At 45.3% G+C, this 23,025-nt stretch carries 19 protein-coding genes; 16 read left to right on the top strand and 3 right to left on the bottom strand.

The features are described 5' to 3' along the window. Positions 1 to 14 precede the first annotated feature (14 nt). From BQ9856_RS10810 to BQ9856_RS10750, 13 genes are all read left to right on the top strand, one after another. Positions 15 to 911, top strand: a complete 897-nt coding sequence (locus BQ9856_RS10810) for a carbohydrate ABC transporter permease (RefSeq protein ID WP_077611038.1) — start codon at positions 15 to 17, stop codon at positions 909 to 911. Positions 912 to 913: 2 nt separating this feature from the next. Next, positions 914 to 1,759 (top strand): carbohydrate ABC transporter permease, encoded by an 846-nt coding sequence (locus BQ9856_RS10805; protein ID WP_077611037.1) that lies wholly within the window; start codon positions 914 to 916, stop codon positions 1,757 to 1,759. Positions 1,760 to 2,068: 309 nt separating this feature from the next. Then, complete coding sequence (locus tag BQ9856_RS10800) at positions 2,069 to 3,007, top strand: ArsR/SmtB family transcription factor (protein WP_077611036.1); 939 nt, start codon at positions 2,069 to 2,071, stop codon at positions 3,005 to 3,007. 112 nt (positions 3,008 to 3,119) lie between these two features. Then, on the top strand, positions 3,120 to 4,622 hold the full coding sequence (locus tag BQ9856_RS10795; RefSeq protein WP_077613343.1) for an alpha-N-arabinofuranosidase: 1,503 nt from the start codon (positions 3,120 to 3,122) through the stop codon (positions 4,620 to 4,622). A 9-nt stretch (positions 4,623 to 4,631) separates the two neighbouring features. After that, positions 4,632 to 4,883, top strand: a complete 252-nt coding sequence (locus tag BQ9856_RS10790; RefSeq protein WP_077611035.1) for a DUF6171 family protein — start codon at positions 4,632 to 4,634, stop codon at positions 4,881 to 4,883. A 99-nt stretch (positions 4,884 to 4,982) separates the two neighbouring features. Further along, positions 4,983 to 6,959: a PQQ-dependent sugar dehydrogenase gene (locus BQ9856_RS25185; RefSeq protein WP_235839189.1), complete on the top strand. Its 1,977-nt coding sequence runs from the start codon at positions 4,983 to 4,985 to the stop codon at positions 6,957 to 6,959. Between the two features lie 9 nt (positions 6,960 to 6,968). Beyond that, positions 6,969 to 7,220, top strand: a complete 252-nt coding sequence (locus tag BQ9856_RS10780) for a DUF6171 family protein (RefSeq protein WP_077611035.1) — start codon at positions 6,969 to 6,971, stop codon at positions 7,218 to 7,220. 99 nt (positions 7,221 to 7,319) lie between these two features. Next, a complete protein-coding gene (locus BQ9856_RS10775) occupies positions 7,320 to 8,453 on the top strand; it encodes a PQQ-dependent sugar dehydrogenase (protein WP_235839188.1) in 1,134 nt (377 codons plus the stop codon). A 500-nt stretch (positions 8,454 to 8,953) separates the two neighbouring features. After that, entirely contained in the window at positions 8,954 to 10,489 is a 1,536-nt protein-coding gene (locus BQ9856_RS10770) for an ABC-F family ATP-binding cassette domain-containing protein (RefSeq protein WP_077611034.1), read from the top strand. Positions 10,490 to 11,181: 692 nt separating this feature from the next. Continuing rightward, positions 11,182 to 13,098, top strand: coding sequence for a beta-glucoside-specific PTS transporter subunit IIABC (locus BQ9856_RS10765; protein ID WP_077611033.1), 1,917 nt, complete (start codon positions 11,182 to 11,184; stop codon positions 13,096 to 13,098). Positions 13,099 to 13,111: 13 nt separating this feature from the next. Then, positions 13,112 to 14,536, top strand: a complete 1,425-nt coding sequence (locus tag BQ9856_RS10760) for a glycoside hydrolase family 1 protein (protein WP_077611032.1) — start codon at positions 13,112 to 13,114, stop codon at positions 14,534 to 14,536. Positions 14,537 to 14,558: 22 nt separating this feature from the next. Further along, complete coding sequence (locus BQ9856_RS10755; RefSeq protein ID WP_077611031.1) at positions 14,559 to 15,416, top strand: PRD domain-containing protein; 858 nt, start codon at positions 14,559 to 14,561, stop codon at positions 15,414 to 15,416. Between the two features lie 16 nt (positions 15,417 to 15,432). Further along, entirely contained in the window at positions 15,433 to 16,614 is a 1,182-nt protein-coding gene (locus BQ9856_RS10750; protein WP_200801289.1) for an MFS transporter, read from the top strand. 68 nt (positions 16,615 to 16,682) lie between these two features. Here the strand turns inward: BQ9856_RS10750 and BQ9856_RS10745 are convergent, their stop codons facing one another. Continuing rightward, positions 16,683 to 18,356, bottom strand: a complete 1,674-nt coding sequence (locus BQ9856_RS10745) for a S8 family peptidase (RefSeq protein ID WP_077611029.1) — start codon at positions 18,354 to 18,356, stop codon at positions 16,683 to 16,685. Positions 18,357 to 18,538: 182 nt separating this feature from the next. Between BQ9856_RS10745 and BQ9856_RS10740 the strand changes: the two genes are divergently transcribed. From BQ9856_RS10740 to BQ9856_RS10730, 3 genes are read left to right on the top strand one after another with little or no spacing between them, the layout of a single operon-like run. Continuing rightward, a complete protein-coding gene (locus tag BQ9856_RS10740; RefSeq protein WP_077611028.1) occupies positions 18,539 to 19,120 on the top strand; it encodes a TetR/AcrR family transcriptional regulator in 582 nt (193 codons plus the stop codon). Positions 19,121 to 19,132: 12 nt separating this feature from the next. Next, on the top strand, positions 19,133 to 19,393 hold the full coding sequence (locus BQ9856_RS10735) for a zinc ribbon domain-containing protein (protein ID WP_077611027.1): 261 nt from the start codon (positions 19,133 to 19,135) through the stop codon (positions 19,391 to 19,393). Positions 19,394 to 19,418: 25 nt separating this feature from the next. Next, positions 19,419 to 19,733 carry a carboxymuconolactone decarboxylase family protein gene (locus BQ9856_RS10730; RefSeq protein WP_077611026.1) on the top strand — a complete coding sequence of 105 codons (315 nt, stop codon included), beginning with the start codon at positions 19,419 to 19,421 and terminating at the stop codon, positions 19,731 to 19,733. An 88-nt stretch (positions 19,734 to 19,821) separates the two neighbouring features. On the opposite strand, the gene BQ9856_RS10725 is transcribed toward BQ9856_RS10730, so the two are convergent. Both BQ9856_RS10725 and BQ9856_RS10720 read right to left on the bottom strand, forming a co-directional pair. Beyond that, a complete protein-coding gene (locus BQ9856_RS10725) occupies positions 19,822 to 20,373 on the bottom strand; it encodes a nitroreductase family protein (RefSeq protein WP_077611025.1) in 552 nt (183 codons plus the stop codon). Between the two features lie 169 nt (positions 20,374 to 20,542). Continuing rightward, positions 20,543 to 22,978 (bottom strand): GH36-type glycosyl hydrolase domain-containing protein, encoded by a 2,436-nt coding sequence (locus tag BQ9856_RS10720; RefSeq protein ID WP_077611024.1) that lies wholly within the window; start codon positions 22,976 to 22,978, stop codon positions 20,543 to 20,545. Between the last annotated feature and the right edge of the window lie 47 nt (positions 22,979 to 23,025).

Here is a 23,025-nt window from a genome sequence, read left to right as displayed (position 1 = left end):
TTGGAGGGGATGGAATGAAAATAAAACGAATCCTGTATTCACAAAAAGCAGCTCCTTTTCTTTTTGTGCTGCCATTTATATTAAGTTTTACGGTATTTTGGATCTATCCGCTGTTCAGTACGGTTAAAATGAGCTTTCAGAGTATTCTTCCGGGGCGGATTGAGTGGATCGGGGTGGATAATTATACGAAACTATTGAAAGATACTACGTTTCATACGGCGATTAGGAACAGCTTTACATATATGGTTCTTTCCATAGCATTATTACTGCCTTTTCCCATGTTTTTTGCTGTTTTGATGGATAGTAATCTGGTAAAGGCGAAAGGATTCTGGAAAGGGGTATTATATTTACCGGCATTGACATCGGTAGTGATTTCAGGTACCTTATTCCGCCTGATGTTTTCTGAATTGCCCACGGGACAGATGAATGTCTTTTTAAGCTTTTTTGGAAAGGCACCGGTTGCATGGCTTAAGAGTAAGAATCTTGCCATGACCGCACTTCTTGTACTCTGCTGCTGGAGGTGGACGGGAGTCAATATGCTGTACTTCTTATCGGGACTGAAAAGCATTGATACAACTCTGTATGAATCAGCCGCTATTGACGGGGCCTCTGCATGGAATAAATTTCGCTATATCACCATTCCTTTATTAAAGCCAACTACGGTGTATGTGCTCACCATCAGTGTCTATGCAGGATTGGCTATGTTTTTGGAAAGCTTTATGCTGTGGGCAGGAAACAGCTCGCCGAAAAATATCGGTTTGACGATCGTCGGATATCTTTACAAAAGAGGAATCGAAAAGAATCAAATGGGATATGCTTCGGCTGTCGGCCTGATTCTTCTTGCAATAGCACTCCTGATTAATGTGGTTCAGCTTATTTTTAATGGTACCTTTAAGAAGGAGGAAAAATAGTTATGAATAAAAAGGATAAACTCCTTACGGTTTTGGCAATTGTGTTTTTTGCCTGCCTGTGCTGTCTGGTTCTGTTTCCGGTATTGGCAGGATTCCTCGCTTCTTTCAGGCCCGGCAGGGAATTGATCCGGCACGGGCTGAGCATTAACCTGGATTTTTCCACAATGACATTGGATAATTATAAGTACCTGTTTTCCTGGAATGCGGACTCAAAAAAATATTTTTTATGGTTTAAGAACAGCGCGGTATTAACTCTGCTTACGGTAGGACTAACTTTGATGATCTGTTATTTTGTGGCCTATGGATTGACCATGTATGAATATAAGCTCAAGAACATATTATTCTTCCTGGTAATCGCAACTATGATGGTTCCTTTTGAGATCCTGATGCTGCCGCTTTATCAGGAAATGATAGACTTAAGCCTGATTAATACGGTTGCCGGTGTGATTCTTCCGGGGGTATGCAGTGCATCCACCATATTTTTCTTCCGGCAGTATATGGTTTCGCTGCCGAAAGAACTTCTGGATGCAGGCAGGGTCGATGGAGCTACGGAATTTGGCATTTGCGTGAAGATTATGCTTCCAATTACCAAGCCGGCATTTGCAGCGATGGCAATTCTATGTGCAATGGGATCATGGAACAACATGCTGTGGCCAATGCTGGTATACCGTGATGCCAGAAGATTTACGCTTCCAATAGGCCTTAATACATTGCTGACCCCTTATGGGAACAACTATGATTTGCTGATTGCGGGTTCCATGTTTGCAATTCTTCCCGTATTGATTGTATTTTTATGTTTCCAGAGATATTTTATTGAGGGCATGACGGTTGGTGCTGTTAAGGGGTGAAATAATATGAACAGAGAAAAAAGCATATACTTCCGATATGGTACAAATGAAACAATCATCCTACTGCAAAACGGAAAGACAGGAGGTGACAGAGAGGGGATATGGGGAAGCAAAGCAGAATGAGGAATCTTTGTATGTGATAAAGAGTTTTTTGAGCCGAAACTCCAAAAGCATATAGAGAAGTGGAAGATGCAGCTTTTTCGAAATCAGGTATTGTATCTTCATGAAAATTCATGTATGATGATATTCAGGTTTGTCTAAAATTTTTAAGTAAGTATCCGCGTATCTTCATATGTGAAAGGAACTGCCATGCTGCATATTAAAAATATAGAAGAAGGGCTGAAGGTTTTTAATGCTCTGGGATCTGAACTGAGAATTGAGATCATAAAGCTTTTGATAGAGCATACCGAAATGAATATGAATGAACTTGCTTCCAGTCTTGGAGTGACAAATGGAGCGTTAACCAGTCATATCAGGAAGCTGGAAGACAGTGGTATTATTCGGGTGATAACAGAACATAACGGTCATGGGAACCAGAAGCTGTGCCGTGTGAATGTTGATAAGCTGCTGGTGGATATTGCGCCGAAACAAAGTGATAATGGGAAAAATACATACACGACCGATATTAATGTAGGGTATTTTTCAGATTATCAGATTCTGCCGACTTGTGGCCTGGCCAGCAGCCGGGCAATTATAGGGGAAGTGGATGATCCGCGCTATTTTGCCCATCCGGATCGGTTTAAAGCTGAGATCGTCTGGTTTACAAAAGGATATATTGAATACATGATCCCCAATTTGCTTCCTCCGCTTCAGCAGGTCGATCAGATCACTTTTTCTCTTGAAATAGGAAGTGAAGCACCTGGAGTCAATAATGACTGGCCTTCCGATATTACGATTTGCATCAATAATGTGGAATTGGGAACGTGGACCAGCCCGGGGGATTTTGGTGATGTTCAGGGAATTTTTACGCCGGACTGGTGGTTTCCCAACTGGAATCAATATGGCCTTTTAAAAATGATCGTAGTGAATCAGTATGGTACCTTTATTGATGGGTTAAAAATATCTTCTGTAAGGATTGATGATTTGAATCTTGACAGACGCAGTCCGATCAAATTGAAATTCCAGGTAAAGGATGATGCGGTAAACCCAGGCGGCCTGACTATATTTGGAAGCAGTTTCGGAAATTACAATCAGGATATCAAGGTGCGTATTCACTATGGTCCTGTAAAAAATGAAAATAATATTTAGTACAGGAGGATGGCTCAAACCCCGGTATGGGGGAAAGCCATCCTTTTTATTTACCCGGGCAAACTCGCAAAGCGTGTTTCTTCCGGTTGAAATTAAGAAAGGGGTATCTGTTATGGCAAAATTAGTAATAAATCCTTTGAAAAGGATCAGCAAGGTGAATCGGGAGATTTATGGACATTTTTCAGAACATCTGGGAAGAGGAATTTACGAAGGAATCTATGTCGGCGAAAATTCCGCGATACCAAATGAAAATGGAATGCGCAAGGACGTGGTGCAGGCGCTAAGAAAAATAAGGGTTCCGGTATTGCGTTGGCCGGGAGGCTGTTTTGCGGATGAATATCATTGGAAAGACGGGATAGGAAAGAAGGAATCCCGTAAAAAGATGATTAATACACACTGGGGTGGAAGTGTTGAGGATAATAGTTTTGGGACTCATGAATATTTTGAATTATGCCGTCAGCTGGGATGTAGAACATATATTAATGGCAACGTGGGGAGCGGAACGGTACAGGAAATGTCGGAATGGATTGAGTATATGACCTTCGATGGACTATCTCCCATGGCTATGCTGCGGGAAGCCAATGGAAGAAAAGAATCCTGGGACGTAGATTTCTTTGGTGTTGGCAATGAGAACTGGGGGTGCGGCGGAAACATGACTCCCGAATATTATGCAAATGAATACCGCCGTTATCAGACTTATGTAAGAGATTATAAGAAGGATAAAAAAATACAGAAAATTGCCTGTGGGGCAAATGTGGATGATTATGAATGGACCCGGAATGTATTGAGCGCTTGTTTTGCCCATTCGTCAGAGTCCATGCATGGATTTATGGATGGTTTGTCCCTGCATTACTATGTCCACCCGGAGGGCTGGAAGGTGAAAGGAAGCGCCACGGAGTTTGATGAAAAAACATGGTATAAGACGTTAAGCAAAGCGTTATATATGGATGAGCTGATCCGCCGTCATGGTGCGATTATGGATATGTTTGATCCGTCTGGAAAGATCGGTATGATTGTGGATGAATGGGGGACCTGGTATACGGAGGAACCGGGAACCAGACCGGGCTTCTTATACCAGCAAAGCACAATGCGGGATGCGCTGGCTGCCGGTATTACGCTGAATATATTTAATAAGCATAGCCGCAGAGTCACCATGGCAAATCTGGCCCAGATGGTCAATGTGCTTCAGGCCGTGATTCTGACAGAAGGAGAGGACATGATTCTGACGCCTACCTACCATGTGTTTCATATGTACCAGCATCATCAGGATTCGTTTCTGGTTGAAAGCAGCCTTGAGACTGAGCAGATCGGTATGGAAGATAAGTATATGGTTCCCAACTTGACAGAATCAGTGACCATGGATGAGGAAGGAATCCTGCATCTTACAATGACGAATCTGTCCTTGACAGAAGCGTATGATATTGAGACATTCGTGTTGAATCTGCCGGTGACAGAGGCTGTGGGAGAGATTGTGACAGAGGAATACCGTGCCGGAAATACGTTTGAGAATCCACGGAGAGTGGGGCGGGAAATATATGATGAAATACATACTGGAAAGAATGGGCTGAATTTTACAATACCCGCCTGCAGTGTTCTGCATATTGCAATAAAGTAGGAAAAGGCTATGGAAAAGAGAATTTGCAGGAAATGCCTGAACTCCATTCCGGAAGAGGAATTTTTTCAACATTTGCAGCGCTATGTTGATCATCTGGATGAAAGTGTAAGAGCAGATGACAGCTTATACAAAGAACGGTTATCCTGCTGTGAAAGATGCAGCTGCCTGATGAACGGGGTTTGCCGTTTATGCGGCTGTTTTGTAGAAATGAGGGCAGCGATTGCTGTTCGAAGATGTCCGGCAGCGGAGCGTTATTGGTAAGAAAGGTCGTTCCAAAACGATAATTCGAGAGAATTAAAAATGAAGCTTTGCACATGATTTTATTTCCTGACATATAATGCTAGGAAGATATGGCAGGCAATGCCGGTTAAGGGTATTAAGGAAGAAGCCATGATTTACGGAAGTTTTAACACATTAAGCTATATGACTGCCTGGTACCGTAATGAGGAATATATCCGGTTTGGTATTCTTAACTCTCAGAATTCTTCATTTCAGATTCAGATTATTGCAGAAAACCTCAATATACCCTGGGCAGTGGACATCAGTGAAGACGGCAGGCTGTTCTTTACAGAGCGCAGCGGAAACCTGCGTGTCATAGAAAACGGGATATTAAATCCGGTGCCTGTGTATACATTCGGCCCTCCATTTGTCAGTACCGGAGAAGGCGGGCTTCTGGGGCTTGCTTTGGACAGGGATTTTCTTTCAAACGGATATATTTATCTTATGTATACCTATATGGAAAACGGAGGACTTTACAACCGTGTGGTACGTATGCGCATCGAGGGAAATACCGCTTCCGGGGAGGAAATTCTTTTGGACCGGATTCCGGCAGGCCAGTTCCATAACGGCGGAAGGTTAAAAATTGGCCCCGATGGTTACCTGTATATAACTGCCGGTGATGCCGGTGAGCGTTATCTTGCACAGGAAATAAGCAGTCCGGCCGGTAAAATTCTGCGGATTGGAACAGACGGAAGTATTCCGCCTGATAATCCCTTTCCGGGTTCACCGGTTTACGCCCTGGGACTTAGAAATCCTCAGGGCCTGGCCTGGAATGACAGGAATGTGTTATATGCCTCAGATCATGGAGAAACGGCCCATGATGAAATTAATATCATACAGCCGGGTGGTAACTATGGCTGGCCTTTGGTTACAGGTGATGAGGAAATGCAGGGATATAATTTTTTGGAACCCGTCATACAAAGCGGGAACGATACCTGGGCCCCTGCGGGCCTGGCCTTCGTAACCAGCGGTCCCCGGATGGGGCAGTTGCTTGTATCAACGCTCCGGGGAAGTGTACTCCTGGCAATCACTTTTGACGAATCCGGGACACAAGCGGTTCAAGTGGAACGGTTACTGCAGGGCCTTTACGGACGGTTAAGGGAAGCCTATCAGGCAAGGNAATACCGCCGTTATCAGACTTATGTAAGAGATTATAAGAAGGATAAAAAAATACAGAAAATTGCCTGTGGGGCAAATGTGGATGATTATGAATGGACCCGGAATGTATTGAGCGCTTGTTTTGCCCATTCGTCAGAGTCCATGCATGGATTTATGGATGGTTTGTCCCTGCATTACTATGTCCACCCGGAGGGCTGGAAGGTGAAAGGAAGCGCCACGGAGTTTGATGAAAAAACATGGTATAAGACGTTAAGCAAAGCGTTATATATGGATGAGCTGATCCGCCGTCATGGTGCGATTATGGATATGTTTGATCCGTCTGGAAAGATCGGTATGATTGTGGATGAATGGGGGACCTGGTATACGGAGGAACCGGGAACCAGACCGGGCTTCTTATACCAGCAAAGCACAATGCGGGATGCGCTGGCTGCCGGTATTACGCTGAATATATTTAATAAGCATAGCCGCAGAGTCACCATGGCAAATCTGGCCCAGATGGTCAATGTGCTTCAGGCCGTGATTCTGACAGAAGGAGAGGACATGATTCTGACGCCTACCTACCATGTGTTTCATATGTACCAGCATCATCAGGATTCGTTTCTGGTTGAAAGCAGCCTTGAGACTGAGCAGATCGGTATGGAAGATAAGTATATGGTTCCCAACTTGACAGAATCAGTGACCATGGATGAGGAAGGAATCCTGCATCTTACAATGACGAATCTGTCCTTGACAGAAGCGTATGATATTGAGACATTCGTGTTGAATCTGCCGGTGACAGAGGCTGTGGGAGAGATTGTGACAGAGGAATACCGTGCCGGAAATACGTTTGAGAATCCACGGAGAGTGGGGCGGGAAATATATGATGAAATACATACTGGAAAGAATGGGCTGAATTTTACAATACCCGCCTGCAGTGTTCTGCATATTGCAATAAAGTAGGAAAAGGCTATGGAAAAGAGAATTTGCAGGAAATGCCTGAACTCCATTCCGGAAGAGGAATTTTTTCAACATTTGCAGCGCTATGTTGATCATCTGGATGAAAGTGTAAGAGCAGATGACAGCTTATACAAAGAACGGTTATCCTGCTGTGAAAGATGCAGCTGCCTGATGAACGGGGTTTGCCGTTTATGCGGCTGTTTTGTAGAAATGAGGGCAGCGATTGCTGTTCGAAGATGTCCGGCAGCGGAGCGTTATTGGTAAGAAAGGTCGTTCCAAAACGATAATTCGAGAGAATTAAAAATGAAGCTTTGCACATGATTTTATTTCCTGACATATAATGCTAGGAAGATATGGCAGGCAATGCCGGTTAAGGGTATTAAGGAAGAAGCCATGATTTACGGAAGTTTTAACACATTAAGCTATATGACTGCCTGGTACCGTAATGAGGAATATATCCGGTTTGGTATTCTTAACTCTCAGAATTCTTCATTTCAGATTCAGATTATTGCAGAAAACCTCAATATACCCTGGGCAGTGGACATCAGTGAAGACGGCAGGCTGTTCTTTACAGAGCGCAGCGGAAACCTGCGTGTCATAGAAAACGGGATATTAAATCCGGTGCCTGTGTATACATTCGGCCCTCCATTTGTCAGTACCGGAGAAGGCGGGCTTCTGGGGCTTGCTTTGGACAGGGATTTTCTTTCAAACGGATATATTTATCTTATGTATACCTATATGGAAAACGGAGGACTTTACAACCGTGTGGTACGTATGCGCATCGAGGGAAATACCGCTTCCGGGGAGGAAATTCTTTTGGACCGGATTCCGGCAGGCCAGTTCCATAACGGCGGAAGGTTAAAAATTGGCCCCGATGGTTACCTGTATATAACTGCCGGTGATGCCGGTGAGCGTTATCTTGCACAGGAAATAAGCAGTCCGGCCGGTAAAATTCTGCGGATTGGAACAGACGGAAGTATTCCGCCTGATAATCCCTTTCCGGGTTCACCGGTTTACGCCCTGGGACTTAGAAATCCTCAGGGCCTGGCCTGGAATGACAGGAATGTGTTATATGCCTCAGATCATGGAGAAACGGCCCATGATGAAATTAATATCATACAGCCGGGTGGTAACTATGGCTGGCCTTTGGTTACAGGTGATGAGGAAATGCAGGGATATAATTTTTTGGAACCCGTCATACAAAGCGGGAACGATACCTGGGCCCCTGCGGGCCTGGCCTTCGTAACCAGCGGTCCCCGGATGGGGCAGTTGCTTGTATCAACGCTCCGGGGAAGTGTACTCCTGGCAATCACTTTTGACGAATCCGGGACACAAGCGGTTCAAGTGGAACGGTTACTGCAGGGCCTTTACGGACGGTTAAGGGAAGCCTATCAGGCAAGGGACGGTTCCATATATCTTACTACCAGCAACATGGACGGCAGGGGGCTTCCGGCTCCCGGGGATGATAGAATTCTCCGGCTGGTACCCAGCGTGTGATAACAGAATAAAAGCTGACAATAAAACAAATCAGCACTTAAATAAGTGCTCCAATAGATGCACAGACATAGCGACGCCTCTGTTTTGGCTTCTTTTCATTGACAAAGTCAGACAGGTATGCTACCATAACCGTGAATTATAGTTAAGAGGAGAATCGATATGGGCATTTATTTGTCAGATCAATTGAAAAGAAAACTTAACTCTGTACAATCCGGACCGATGAAACATTGTGCAGAGTATAGCGGATCATATACGCGTTAGGATTTCATCGGAAAAGAGAGCAATCAGACCGGAACGGCCCATAGGGGCTCGCCTGTTCTGATGCTTCTTTTTCGTATGATTTTTTATGTGCGGAAGGCTATGGGCAATGTTTTGTCCGTAGCCTTTTGTGGATGTACAGGGATCCCGGGATCTCTCATCTCAGCAGAAGGCAGATACGTTTAAGTATCGTTGCTTTCTGCTTTTTTATTTGGAATTAACAGAGAAAGGATTTTACAATCATGAGTTTATTGGATATTACGGGATTATCCCATTCCTTTGGGGAGCATTCCCTTTACAGAAACGGAGAACTCTCTCTTAACAAAGGAGAGCATATGGGGATTGTGGGGCAGAACGGAACAGGAAAAAGCACTCTTATCCGGATCTGCACGGAACAGGTCATTCCTGATGAGGGACGGGTCCTGTGGCAGCCGGGAATTTCGGTGGGATATCTGGATCAGTATGCAAGTACCGGCCCGGAAATGACGGTGAAGGAGTTTTTAAAAAACGCGTTTAGCCGTTTATATGAGACAGAGGAAAAAATGAATGAGCTTTACCGGCGGGCAGGCAATGGGAATATGGAGGTTTTAAAGCTTGCAGCACAGTATCAGGAACAGCTGGAGCTTGGCGGTTTTTATTTGATTGAGACGAGGATCGGACAGGTGGCGGAAGGGCTGGGGCTGGTATCTGCCGGACTGGACCGGCCTATTGGGCAGATGAGCGGCGGGCAGCGGGCAAAGGCGATCCTGGCAAAGCTTCTCCTTGAGAAGCCGGATGTACTGCTTCTTGATGAACCCGGAAATTTCCTGGATAAGGAGCATGTTTCCTGGCTTGGAAAATATTTATCAGGCCTTGAAAACGCTTTTATGGTGGTCTCTCACGACTCTGACTTTTTAGAAAGCGCGGTAAATTGCATTTGTGATATAGACCATGAGAAAATAACCAAGTACTTTGGAACCTATCAAGAATTCTTAAAGAAGAAGGCGCTTTTGCTGGAAGATTATACACGCCGGTATTCCGTGCAGCAAAAGGAAATTAAAAAAACGGAAGAATTTATCCGAAGGAATATTGCCGGAAGAAAGTCAAGAATGGCCAGGGGAAGGCAAAAGCAGCTGGACCGGATGGAGCGTCTGGAGGAATTGGAGCAAAAAGAGATCCGGCCGTTTTTTCATTTTCCGGAACTGCCGCTGACGGAAACCGTTCATTTGTCCGTAAAGCATTTATCCGTGGGATATGGGGAGCCGGTTTTGTCAGATATCAGTTTTACCATAAAAGGAGGGGAAAAAGCGGTGATCACCGGCTTTAACGGAATCGGAAAGTCAACGCTTTTAAAAACGCTGGTAAAGCAGATTCCTGCGCTGGGCGGGGATTTTATTTTCTCGGAGCAGGCGGACATCGGGTATTTTGAGCAGGAGCCTGTGTGGAAAGATAAAAAGCTGACGCCGGTCCGGATCGTTTCCGATGAGTATCCTACCCTTACAATAAAGGAAATACGAAAAGCTCTGGCCCGCTGCGGCATTTATTCAAAGCATGCCGATCAGTCAATCGGTACGCTGAGCGGAGGCGAGCAGGCAAAGGTGAAGCTGTGTCTCCTCACCTTAAGGCCCTGCAATTTCCTCCTCATGGATGAGCCGACCAATCATCTCGATATACAGGCCAAGGAATCTTTGAAAACCGCTTTGTCCCGGTTCCCGGGCACGGTTTTATTTGTATCCCATGAGGAGTCCTTTTACCGGGACTGGGTGGGCCGGGTGATCCGCATGGAACAGGGATTATAAAACCTCTCTGGAAAATGTGATTGAAAATTATGGACAATCTATTGGATCAGATATGAAACGAAGGCAGGAAAGCATCATTTATCAGCTGGCTGTCAGTAACAGGCCTCTTACCGCCGATAAGTTAGCCCTCAGTCCGGTCTGACCAATAACTTTGGTTCGAACGATAATGCCAGATTTCTTTACATTGCAAGGAATCTGGTTTCATCCTCAAGCTATGTCAGATTAGAGGACATAGCTGACGAACTGTATCTTTCAAGAAGCGCTTCACCTTGAAATGCGGGATACGACAATAATTACAGGGCGCATGAAAGAGACCGTTCTTTGTGACACATCCTATTTTGGAAGAGTATTCTTTGCCTGCCATGATTGAATTGCCAAACTTTGTTTGATGGATACACTGACTTTGTTAAAAACATACAATTTTCTTACGTTAAAATTGGCATAAATGCAGAAAATTTTGAAAGCAGTTGCATTTTCATACAAACAGTGCTATATTGTGTCTAGTTGAGAACAACTGAATAAATAAGTATGAAGACGTGTTACTGGTAATGCAGGCAAGATCGGATTAATCTATGGTTATAAGACTTATGGTTTTCTATAGTCTTATGATTCGGATAGTTTAATCGGGTCTTTTTATTTTGTCATTCAGGCCAAATGATAAGATAAGAAAACACTTGAAAGGGGTTAAGATAATGAATTATAATCAAATAGCCAAAGACATCATAACAAACGTCGGCGGTTCGGAAAACGTAATGGGACTGACCCATTGTTTTACCAGATTAAGATTTCAATTAAAAGATTCGAAAAAGGCAAATAGAGAAACCATTGAACACCTGGAAGGTGTTATTTCCGTAGTAGAAAGCGGAGGGCAGTTCCAGGTTGTGCTGGGAACAAAGGTCACGAAAGTTTATGATGTAATTATGCCTATGCTGTCGCTGGAGGAAAGTGCAGACAGCAGCGAAGAGAAGGTTTCTGTCTGGAACCGGATCTTAATTGCTGTTTCCGCCATCTTTACTCCCATGGTTCCGGCAATTGCTGCCTCCGGACTTTTAAAAGGATTTTTAACCATAGCCAGGATCACGGCCTCCAACCATGGAATGGATATCACGGTCAACCAGACTTACATTCTTATCATGGCTGCCACGGATGCTCTGTTTTATTTCATGCCCGTCATTCTTGCCTATACAAGTGCCAAGGTATTTAAGGCAAATGAATTTATTGCCATGGCTCTTGGCGGAACCATGTGTTATCCTGCTGTTGTTACCCTGATGACAGGGAAAGAGGCTGTGAGCATGTTCGGTATTTCCATTACCAAAGCAAGCTATACGTCTTCTGTTATCCCCATCATTATCGGGGTATTTATTCTCGCATATGTACAGAAATTTTTAGAAAAAATAATACCTGAGGTGCTGAAGATTATTCTGGTTCCCGGCATCTCCCTGCTGGTCATGATACCAGCAACCTTTATGGTATTTGGTCCCATCGGCATCTACATTGGTGATGCCATTAACTTTATTTACACCGGACTGATGAATTTAAGTCCTGCAGTCTGCGGTGCCTTTATAGGCGGTATGTGGTGTGTGTTTGTAATCTTCGGAGCACATAGGGCCCTGCTTCCCATCGGGATCAATGACGTAGCGCAGTTCGGCCATCAAAACCTGCTGGCATTTGCAGGTGCGGCAAATTTCTCCCAGGGCGGTGCAGCCCTTGGTGTTATGCTGAAAACGAAAAGTAAGGATTTAAAGACAGTTGCAGCTTCTGCGGCGATTTCCGCTTCTGTCTGCGGTATCACGGAGCCGGCCATTTACGGCTGTAACCTTCGGTTAAAAAAGCCTATGATCTATGCGATCATCTGTGGAGCGGTCGGTGGTGCGATCATGGGAATTGGCGGCGTGTATGGTGATTCCTTTGCCAATAACGGTATCCTTACCTTTGCAACCTATGCGGCCTTTGGAATGAAACCATTTGTTTATTACCTGATCGGCGTTGCCGTATCTTTCTTTGGCGCAATGGTATTGACCTACCTTTTTGGCTTTGATGATATTGCTGCGAAGAATGCAAGATCTTCTGCATCTGCCGAAACATCTGTGCAGACTATGGCTGATGCATCTGCCCAAGCACCGGATGATCCGGATATAATTTCTGAAGCAAATGTATTAATAGGCTCACCGGTCCAAGGTTCCGCAGTTCCCATGACATCGGTAAATGATGAGGTTTTTTCTTCCATGGCGCTGGGAAATGGAGTCGCAATTATACCGGAAAAGGGTGAAGTTATTGCCCCGGAGGACTGTACGGTTACCCTGATTTACCCGACTCTCCATGCATTGGGACTGATGCTGGATAACGGAGTTGAGATGATTATTCATGTGGGCATTGATACGGTTCAGCTGGAAGGAAAGCATTTTAAAAAGTATGTAGAAGAAGGAGCACATATCAAGAAGGGAACCAAAATCCTTTCCTTCGATTTAGCTGCCCTGAAAAAGGAAGGTTACGATACCATCATTCCGATTATCATCAGCAATACCGCTGCCTTCAAGCAGGTTACCGGTATAACAGGAACCGGAGCTTCTCTTGAAAAACCGGTGATAGCGATTAAAAAAAATCAGTAAAGGATAAATAGATATGGAAAGAATAAAAGCAGATTTTCCAAAGAATTTTCTTTGGGGAGCGTCTTCCTCAGCGTTTCAGATCGAAGGCGGCTGGGCTGAAGGCGGAAAGGGCATGACCGTTGCCGATGTAAATTCCTTTAAGCGCTCCGACAAGCAGGCTGACAGTAAGGTCGCCAGTGACTTCTATCATCATTGGGAAGAAGATATCCGGTTGATGAAAGAGCTGGGACTGCAGATCTATCGGTTTTCCATCTCCTGGGCCAGAATCATACCTGACGGGGACGGAACAGTCAATCAGGCTGGCATTGATTTCTATGACCGAATCATTGACTGTCTGCTTAAGCAGGGGATCCAGCCGTTTATCACACTGTATCACTTTGACCTTCCCTATGCCCTTGTGGAAAAATATAATGGCTGGGAATCCAGGGAATGCGTAAAAGCATTTGAACGCTATGCCAGAATCTGTTTCGAGACCTTTGGAGACAGAGTCACCTACTGGCAGGTTCACAATGAGCAGAATCTTATGGTACGGGTAAATGAGAGGGTGAACATCACCGCGGACGATGCATGGGAAGCTGACCGGCAGAGGGCCCAGATGGACTACCACATGTTCCTCGCACATGCCCTGGCGGTAAAAGCCTGCCATTCCATCATACCGGACGGTAAGATAGGCCCGGCCGTATCCTCCACCTGCACCTATCCGGAAAGCAACAGGCCGGAAGACGTATGGGCAGCCCGGATGAACGACTGGTTCAAGACGGATTATTGCCTGGATATGCATTTTTACGGCCGATACCCCGGTTATTACATGGGTTATTTAAAGGAGAGAAATATTGTACCGGCTATGGAACCGGGAGATGAGGAAATTTTAAAGGATGCCAGGATGGATTTTATCGCACTGAATTATTACCGGACCCTTTGTGTCAGGTATCTTCCGGCAGATAAGGAGCATCCCGCAGGGGAGAGGGCTTTCCCGATCAATGAGGTGGATTTTGACCAATACGGCTATTTCCACCATATAAAGAACGGGCATCTGGCTTCCAGTGAATATGGAGCCCAGATCGATCCCCTGGGCCTTCGGACCGTATTAAACAGTTATTATCAGAAATACCATCTTCCCCTGATCGTAACGGAAAATGGACTGGGCACTGCCGATACCCTGACAGAAGACGGGAAGGTCCACGATGATTACCGGATTGACTACTTAAGAGCGCACATTCTGGCCTGCAGCCAGGCCATCGGAGACGGAGTCCGGATGCTGGGATATTCTCCTTGGTCTTTTATGGATCTGCTCAGTTCCCATGAAGGTTTCCGGAAACGTTACGGGTTTGTTTATATCAATCGGGATGATCATGATTTAAAGGATTTGCGGCGTATTAAAAAAGACAGTTTCCTGTGGTATCAGCATGTGATCGAAACCAATGGAAATGAACTCTAAATAACAGAAATGGGGTTGGGTTATGAGGGTTATAAAGGTAATGAATAATTCTCTGCTGCTGGCACTGGATGACAATGGCAGGGAAGTGATCCTGATGGGCAAGGGAATCGGATTTAATAAGTCCATTGGGCATCATCTGAAAAGCGAAGATATTGAAAAGGTATTTGTCTTAAAAGACCGGTCTGTTTCCAAAAATATCATTCGGCTTGCTTCTGAAATAGACAGCACATATTTTGAACTGGCCAAGCAGGTGATTGATTATGCCATTGAAACCTATGGAATGGTACTGATGGAGCACATTTACCTGGGACTTACAGACCATCTGTCTTTTGCGGTAAAAAGACACAATGAGGGGATTTTGATACAGAATTTTTACACACAGACCTTGAAACGTTTTAACCCGAATGAATACCAGGTCGGCTTATATGCCCTGCAGCTTGTGAGGGAGCAGCTGCAGGTAGAGCTGCCCCGGGATGAAGCTGGAAATATCGCTTTTCATTTTATCAATGCTCAAACGAATAACTCTTATAGTACCGACAACCAGAAAATATTTGAAACAGTCAAGGGGATTCTGGATATCGTAAAATACAATTTTTCTATCGTTTATGATGAGGACGGGATCGGTTACACCCGGTTTGTAACTCATCTGCGGCTCTTTGCCCAGAGGCTGGTAAACGGCAGTCAGGATTTATATGATTATGAAGATTCTTTTTATACCCATGTACTTGAGAGCTGTCCCAGGGAATATGATTGTGTGAAAAAGATCGGTATCTTTATTAAGGAAAAATTTGATTCCAGGCTGGCCCGGCAGGAGGAGATGTACCTGGCTGTTCACATTCACAGGATTTTAGAAGAGTACGCTCAGCGGAAAGAAAAATGAAATGAAAGGAAAGACTTTGAACGAACTTACATTTACACGTAAACAGGAAATTCATTTTCTTGCTATGGTATCATTGTTCTGGTTTGCACAATATGTATATATTCCCTACCAGACTACTTATCTGACACTTAGGGGAGTTGGCAGTGCATTTACAGGAATGGTCGTGGGGGCTTATGGAATTTCCCAATTGCTGTTTCGGTTTCCCATAGGACTATGTGCTGATTCTGCGGGCAGGCACAAGATCTTTATTATGGCCGGAACCCTGGCTTCCGGATTAGCATCTGTTTTCCGCATATTCTGGTGCAATGGCCCGGGTTTCCTGGTTGCCAACCTTTTCTCCGGGCTGGCCTCCGCCATGTGGATTTCTTTTATGGTTTTCTACACAAATCATTTTTCTGCCGGGGATCAGCAGACAGCGACAAGCCGGATCGTGCTGTTTAACAATTTTGGAATGCTTCTTGGCTTCCTGTGCAGTACAGTCGGCTATAAACAGGTAGGCATGACAGGAATCTGCTTTTTAAGCATCTGTGCGGGTCTGCTGGCATTTTTCCTTTCGGCACAGATAAGGGAACCGGCTTCCCATACCGGAATAAAACCTGTCAGGGAGCTGCTTTCCGTATGTAAGATCAAACGCTTATGGCTGTTTGCTTTCATAGCCTTGATCCAGCAGGGGATCCAGCTGACGACGGCCATGTCATTTACGAACCAGATCTTAAAGGAGCTTGGTGCATCGGATGGACTTGTTGGGATATCGTCCATCATCTATATGATATCAGCAGTAGGCTTTGCCGCTTTTGCCGCTTCCGCCACCTGCAGGCGCAAAGGTCCGGGGTTCTGGATTCCGGCGGTATTAGCCATTGTGGCATTGTATTGTGTACTGGTTCCATCCGCTAAAAGTATACATATGCTTTTAATACTGCAGATTTTACCGGGGCTGTCCACTGGTATCCTGTTTTCTTTTGCTGCCTCGGAGGCAATGCAGGGAATTCCGGCCGGCAGTAAATCAACAGCCATGGGATTATTCCAGGCAGTATATGCCGCCGGTATGACAACATTCCCTGTTTTTACAGGAGCGTTGGCCACTGCAGCCGGTATTCGGCTGGGCTATCTGTTATTGGCGGGAATTGCCTGCCTGGGCGGCATTGTTGCAATGATATTTTATAAAAGAAAGGCTGTCAGTCATCCACTGAGCAGCTGAATGGGGGGCTGTGCACTGATTATTTAGTGCGGCAGCCCCTTTTTTGTACTGTTATTTTATTGAATAAATCAAATTACGGATATCCGTTTAAACAGTTTATATACGTCTATCTGGCCATATCCCCAGATATTATTGGGATAAGTATATGTGTTGAACCGCTGTGCCCCCCGGATGATCATGCGGTTAATCTGGTTTCCGGTGACAGCAGTATTATTTCCCTTGCAGAACCCCCATTCCATGACCATGGCCACCGCGCCTGCTGCATGGGCAGCCGCTGCTCCGGTACCTGTAATGACCCCATACTCATTTCCCGGAATTGCGCAGGGGATCCGATAGCCTGGAGCGGCGATATCCGGATTCGTCTGGCCGAATCTTGTATAGCCTCTTCCGGATTCCTCCAGGATTTTGTTATTGAACTGATTGTAGGCAGCTACGGTAAGTGGATTCCTGGCATTTCCCGGAGCTGTAATGGTTGTATCCGGGGTTGAACCAAAGAAATAGGTTTCATTTGAAATAAGGTTCCCCGAAGGCAGCCAGGAATGAAAAGAAAATGGCTCATATTCAATGCTTCTGATACGGAAATGCCAGATTCCGGGAATCGGTTTGTCAAAACGCACTAATATCAGCTGGTCGCCGCTGATCCCTTCCAGAAGGATATTATTAATCCAAATGGTGGTTTGACCAAATGTAAGACTGAACTTCTGGCAGTCACTTATGGATGGATAGATACTTTGAACGTATTCCCGGTTCGGTGATGAAATTTCAATGGTGATCTTTCCGGGCGGAAATGGCCAGATTTCCATTGTAAATTTTCTATCGTATTCCCCTATATTTAAATTAAAATCATTGCTGTAAGGCACTGAAGTGGAATTGTGAAAATAGTGCCTGCACCGGTTCCCCTCATTGCCGGCTGCGACCGCAATGCCGGTTCTGGGCAGGTGTACCAGGTGATCTAAGTAGGTACTGATCGGGCCGTTTCCATCATGGCCGCCCTGGCTGCTACCCATGGCAATGCATATAACAATCGGGCGGTTTAATTTTTCGGAAAGAGACATAAGATACCGGATACCGAGTATGATATCCGATTCCTGATAGCATAAGGCCTTTTCCGGAACAAAAAAAATATCTTTCAAATTTTGTTTTGCTTCTTTTAATTTTACGACTGCAAGTTTGGTCTGGGGAACAATGCCGGTGAAAGATCGTTTTTCATTCGGAGAGCCGGAGATTATGCTGGCGATCGCAGTTCCATGCCCGTGTGTATCTGTGATGGGAACCATGGATAAGGGGGTTTTGGATTTCAATGCGGTATTGATATGATTTCTGCCGTATTCCGAACCAAAAGTAAAGCCCTCAGGGGGCCGGCCATCCTGGTCTGTCTGGTCCCATATGGAGAGAATTCGGGTGGTTCCATCCTGATTCCGAAATGCCGGATGCTGGTAATCAATACCAGTATCAATTACACCGATTATTACGCCCAGCCCAAACAGATTTAATTGGGGAAGCCTCTGGATATTACCGATACCGGATTTTTCCACGCTGACTTTGGAATTAAGCGTGAAAAGAGACGGAAAATTTTCATAAGGATGCTGACCCAAGTCACAAGACTCCATGTTATTTTTGTGTATATGCAGCAAAGAATGATGATCGTTCAGCATTGTAATGTTATCTCCGGTATCCAATTCCGGTATCATAGCGTTGCTGATAATGAGGTCATAATACTGATTATCCAGTATCTTTTCCATGACAACTCCCCCCTGTCCGTTTCGAACGCAGTGAATTTTAATTTATGTTGTATGTATATGAGGGTTGATGCTAAAGATTGCCCATTGCTGCCTGGAACGCAGCAAATTACCTGGATCAGGCTTGACTTTTCATAAAAAATAATATATAGTGAGTATATACTCAATGAGTTGGTGGTCATTAAATGAAATCAAAAAGACAATTACAAAAAGAAAACACGCGGCAGAAGATTATGGAAACAGCATACCGTGTATATTCAGAACAGGGATTCGCTGCTGCGACAGCTGTGATTGCCAGGGAAGCCGGATTATCCCACGGAACGATCTTTGCTCATTTCCAATCATTAAACGAATTGTTAGAGTGTCTGGTCGGAAATTTTGGGACAGCTTTCGCGTTGGAAATCCATGATCTGGCGGAATCCAGCAGCAATGTCGAAGAATTGTTGAAAACCCATTTGGATATTTTGATCCGGCATGAGGAATTTTATATCCGGCTGGTCACTGAGAGAAGTCTGCTGCCTGAAGAGGTGCAGTATACATTTGCAGAGACCCAGTCAGCCGTTGCCCATCATTTTAACCGTGTATTGGAACAGGAGATTGAGAAGAAGATTGTAAAAGACGTTCCGGTACACATGCTGTTTCATACATGGCTGGGCCTGATCCATTATTACCTGTGGAATAAGGACTTCTTCTCGCCGGAAGAACCGGTTTTAAAACGATATGCGCAGGATATTATGAACACTTATTTAACATTAATCAAAAAATAGGAGGCCGGCAATATGAAAATATGTATAGCCTGTGGAATGCCTATGGACAAGGCATCTGATTTTCCCGGAGGCGATGTGCAGAAGGATTATTGTATTTATTGCGCAAATCCGGATGGCACCATGCAGTCCTTTGAAGAAAAGAAAGCCGGAATGATTCGTTTCGTAATGAAGACACAGGGATTTGACGAAAAAGCTGCTGCTAAAATTGCGGAAAACAGCATGAGAAAACTTCCGGCGTGGAAGGAGTATTTTGAGCGGCAGGATTTAATCTGATTATTTTTAGAAGGAGTGTATCAACATGCAGGTAAGCAAAGCGTTTTTAGTATTTGAAGAACAGGCACCCGAGGCACAAAAGGCGTGGATGGAAGCCGTGCAGAAGCTGGATGCTGCCAGTAAGCTGGATAAGAAAACAGAGGAGCTAGCCTATATAGCGGTTATGGCTGCGGTGAGACTGGAAAGCGGATTGCCTTTTCATGTAAAAATGGCAAAATCCCATGGGGCGTCAAGAGAAGAAATCATAAGCAGCATTTTAGTGGGATTACCTGCCGTTGGGAATGCAGTTATCCAGTCATTGCCCATAGCGCTCAATGCTTTTGATGAGGAACAGGCATAAAACCGGACATGTAAAATCCCTCTTTTCTTTCGGATCCCGGCTCTGGTCAAAGAGCGGTCAGAAAAAAAGAGGGATTTTAAAGGAGTAATTATTTTTCGTTTTGTTTCCCTTCCGTAATGCCGTTAAAAGAGTTAAAGAAAACGGTATGGTCCATATCAAACCGTTTTCCGTGAAGGGGGTGCGGAGCCGAATCTTCTCTTGGGTAGCCAATGGGGAGCAGAGCGACAGGTACCAGATATTCAGGAAGCTCAAAAGCGGTCCGTATCTGCTTCGGGTCAAAATGGCCTACCCAGGTACTGCCCAATCCCAATTCTGCGGTTTGAAGCATCATTTGGGTGGTAACAATGCTGGCGTCAACCGCTCCCATGTCTTCATTATCATAAGATCTTTTCCAACTGGCGGTGGAGTCATAGCACACCAATAATGCCAGCGGAGCATGAAAATGATAGGTTGTACATGATTTTAATTTGTCCAGGTTTTCTTTGCTGTCGATAACAAGAATGCGCTGCGGCTGATAATTCACTGCAGTCGGGGCAACTCTCCCTGCCTCCAGAATCAAATCTAACTTTTCACGTTCTACTTTCCGGTCGCTGAACCTCCTGACGGAATGCCGTTCTTTCACCAACTGTAAAAATTCCATGGTAACATCTCCTTATCCATTATTTTTATATGATTACTATATCACAAAAATTCAAATGAGTCTGCAATTATTCCACAATAAATGCCCGTGATTCAGGAATATGCAGATAAGAGCGGGCAGAAGCCGGAATTTAAGGGCAGAAGCCACGTAAATGGTTCTGCCCTCAGCTTTACCCCAAAATTAAGGAGATATGATATTCTGTTTTCCCTTCCACATAGGGGATTTCATTTCCCTCTATCGGCTTTCCATCCACCAGAAAGGAGATAATCCCGCTGCCGTTCCGGTTGGTATGGTCTACATGGATATGGTAATCCGCTCCCCGGAATTTCCGGACTGCGGAAAATTCCCTGATGGAATCCGGCAGGCAGGGATCTACGATCAGACCGTTAAAACCAGGCCGGATTCCCAAAATATACTGGGAAATGCATACAAATGACCATGCAGCGGTTCCGGTCAGCCAGCTGTTCTTGGCCTCTCCGAAATGAGCCGCATCTTTTCCGGCAATCATCTGAGCATAAACATAAGGTTCTGCTTTGTGGATATCACTGATGTCCTCCGTGTAGGCCGGAGAAGTACGCCGGTAAACTTCAAAAGCCCGGTTGCCTCTTCTAATCATGGCTTCCGCAATGGAGATCCAGGGATTATTGTGGCAGAAGATTCCTGCGTTTTCTTTATAACCGGGCGGGTAGGAAGAAATCTCTCCCAGGTTTTCCTGATAGCTGCTGTATGGTGGCTGTAATAAAACGATCCCATATGGAGTATCCAGCTTTTCCTTTACGCTGTCCAGAGCCTTTTCTGCAAGACCTTCTTCAATTCCGATGCCGCCCATGATACAGAATCCCTGCGGTTCTATGAATATCTGTCCTTCCCTGCATTCCCCGGACCCGACCTTCTGGCCAAATGCATCATAGGCCCGCAAAAACCAGCTGCCATCCCAGCCGGATTGAATCACGGCATCGTACACTTCCTTTACAGAAGCTTCTGCTTCGTTTGCTTCGGCTTCCAATCCCATCATGCGGCAAATTTCAGCATACTCTTTTCCGTATTTTACATACATTCCTGCAATCATTAAGGATTCCGCTACAGGCCCTTCCGAGGGTCCGGTGGTCTGGAAGGATTCCCCGGGCTCTGTGGAAAAACAGTTTAGGTTCAGACAGTCATTCCAGTCAGCACGCCCGATAAGGGGCAGACCGTGTGGTCCCAGATGGGTTTGGGTGAAGCGGAAGGACCGCCTCAAATGCTCCATAAGCGGCTGGCTTTTCTCTGCGTCGTTATCAAAAGGAACGGATTCCTCCAGCAGCTTTAAGTCTCCGGTTTCCCGGATATAAGCCGATACGCCGGCAATGAGCCACAAAGGATCGTCGTTAAAGCCGCTTCCAATGTCCATATTTCCCTTTTTCGTAAGAGGCTGGTACTGGTGATAGGCGCTTCCATCCTCAAACTGGGTGGAGGCAATGTCAATGATTCTTTCCCTGGCTCTTTCCGGAATCATATGTACGAACCCAAGCAGATCCTGGCAGGAGTCCCGAAAACCCATGCCGCGTCCGGTGCCTGACTCATAGTAGGAGGCGGAACGGGACATATTGAAGGTCACCATACACTGGTACTGGTTCCAGATGTTTACCATGCGCGCTGTTTTTTCATCGGCCATTGTGACGGAATAATTGGAGAGCAGCTGTTCCCAGTAACGCTTTAATGCGGCAAGGGCCTCGTCAACCTGCCGGACTGTCTCATATTTTGACAGAACAGCCATGGCCGGCTCTTTGTTGATGACATTGGGAGCGCTCCATTTTTGTTCCTTTGGATTCTCCGCATAGCCCAATACAAAAATCAGGCAGGTCTCTTCCCCTGGATCTAAGTGTAACGTTAAGCGGTGAGAGCCGATGGGAGACCAGCCGCTGGCAATGGAATTACCGGAGGCATTGATCTGCACCATGAGCGGCTTCTGGTTTGAACCGTATGAACCGATAAATGTGTCCCTGTCAGTATCAAAGCCCTGGATATCTGTACCTGCGGAGTAGAAAGCATAATGATTGCGCCGCTCCCGGTACTCAGTCTTATGATAAATGACAGAGCCTTCCACCTCTACCTCTCCGGTGCTTAAATTCCGCTGGAAGTTGGTCATATCGTCCATTGCATTCCATAAGCAGAACTCCACATAGGAATACAAGGTGAAATCCTTTGGCTCCTCACTTTCATTTTTGAGCGTTACCTTATGTATCTCACAAGGATCGTTTAAAGGAACAAAGGCAGTAACTGCTGCGGACAGGCCGTTCTTTTTACCGCTGTAGCGGGTATACCCAAGACCATGCCTGCATTCATAAGAATCCAGAGGAGTCTGGGCCGGCTGCCATCCCGGATTCCAGATGGTGCCGTTTTCGTTAATATAATAGTAGTGTCCGTTGCTGTCCAGCGGGACGTTGTTATAGCGGTACCGCGTCAGCCTTAACAGCTTTGCATCTTTATAGAAGCTGTAGCCGCCTCCGGTATTGGATACCAGGGAAAAGAAATTTTCACTGCCCAGATAATTGATCCACGGAAGCGGAGTATCCGGGACTGTAATGACATATTCCTTTTCCTGGTCATCGAAATAACCATATCTCATAATAGAATAACTCCTTTCTGTTCGGATGACCCATTTACTAAAAACGA

The sequence above is a fragment of the Clostridium sp. Marseille-P2415 genome (assembly GCF_900155545.1).
In the GTDB taxonomy this organism is placed as follows: domain Bacteria; phylum Bacillota; class Clostridia; order Lachnospirales; family Lachnospiraceae; genus Lacrimispora.
This window is presented reverse-complemented; position numbering and strand designations above follow the sequence as displayed.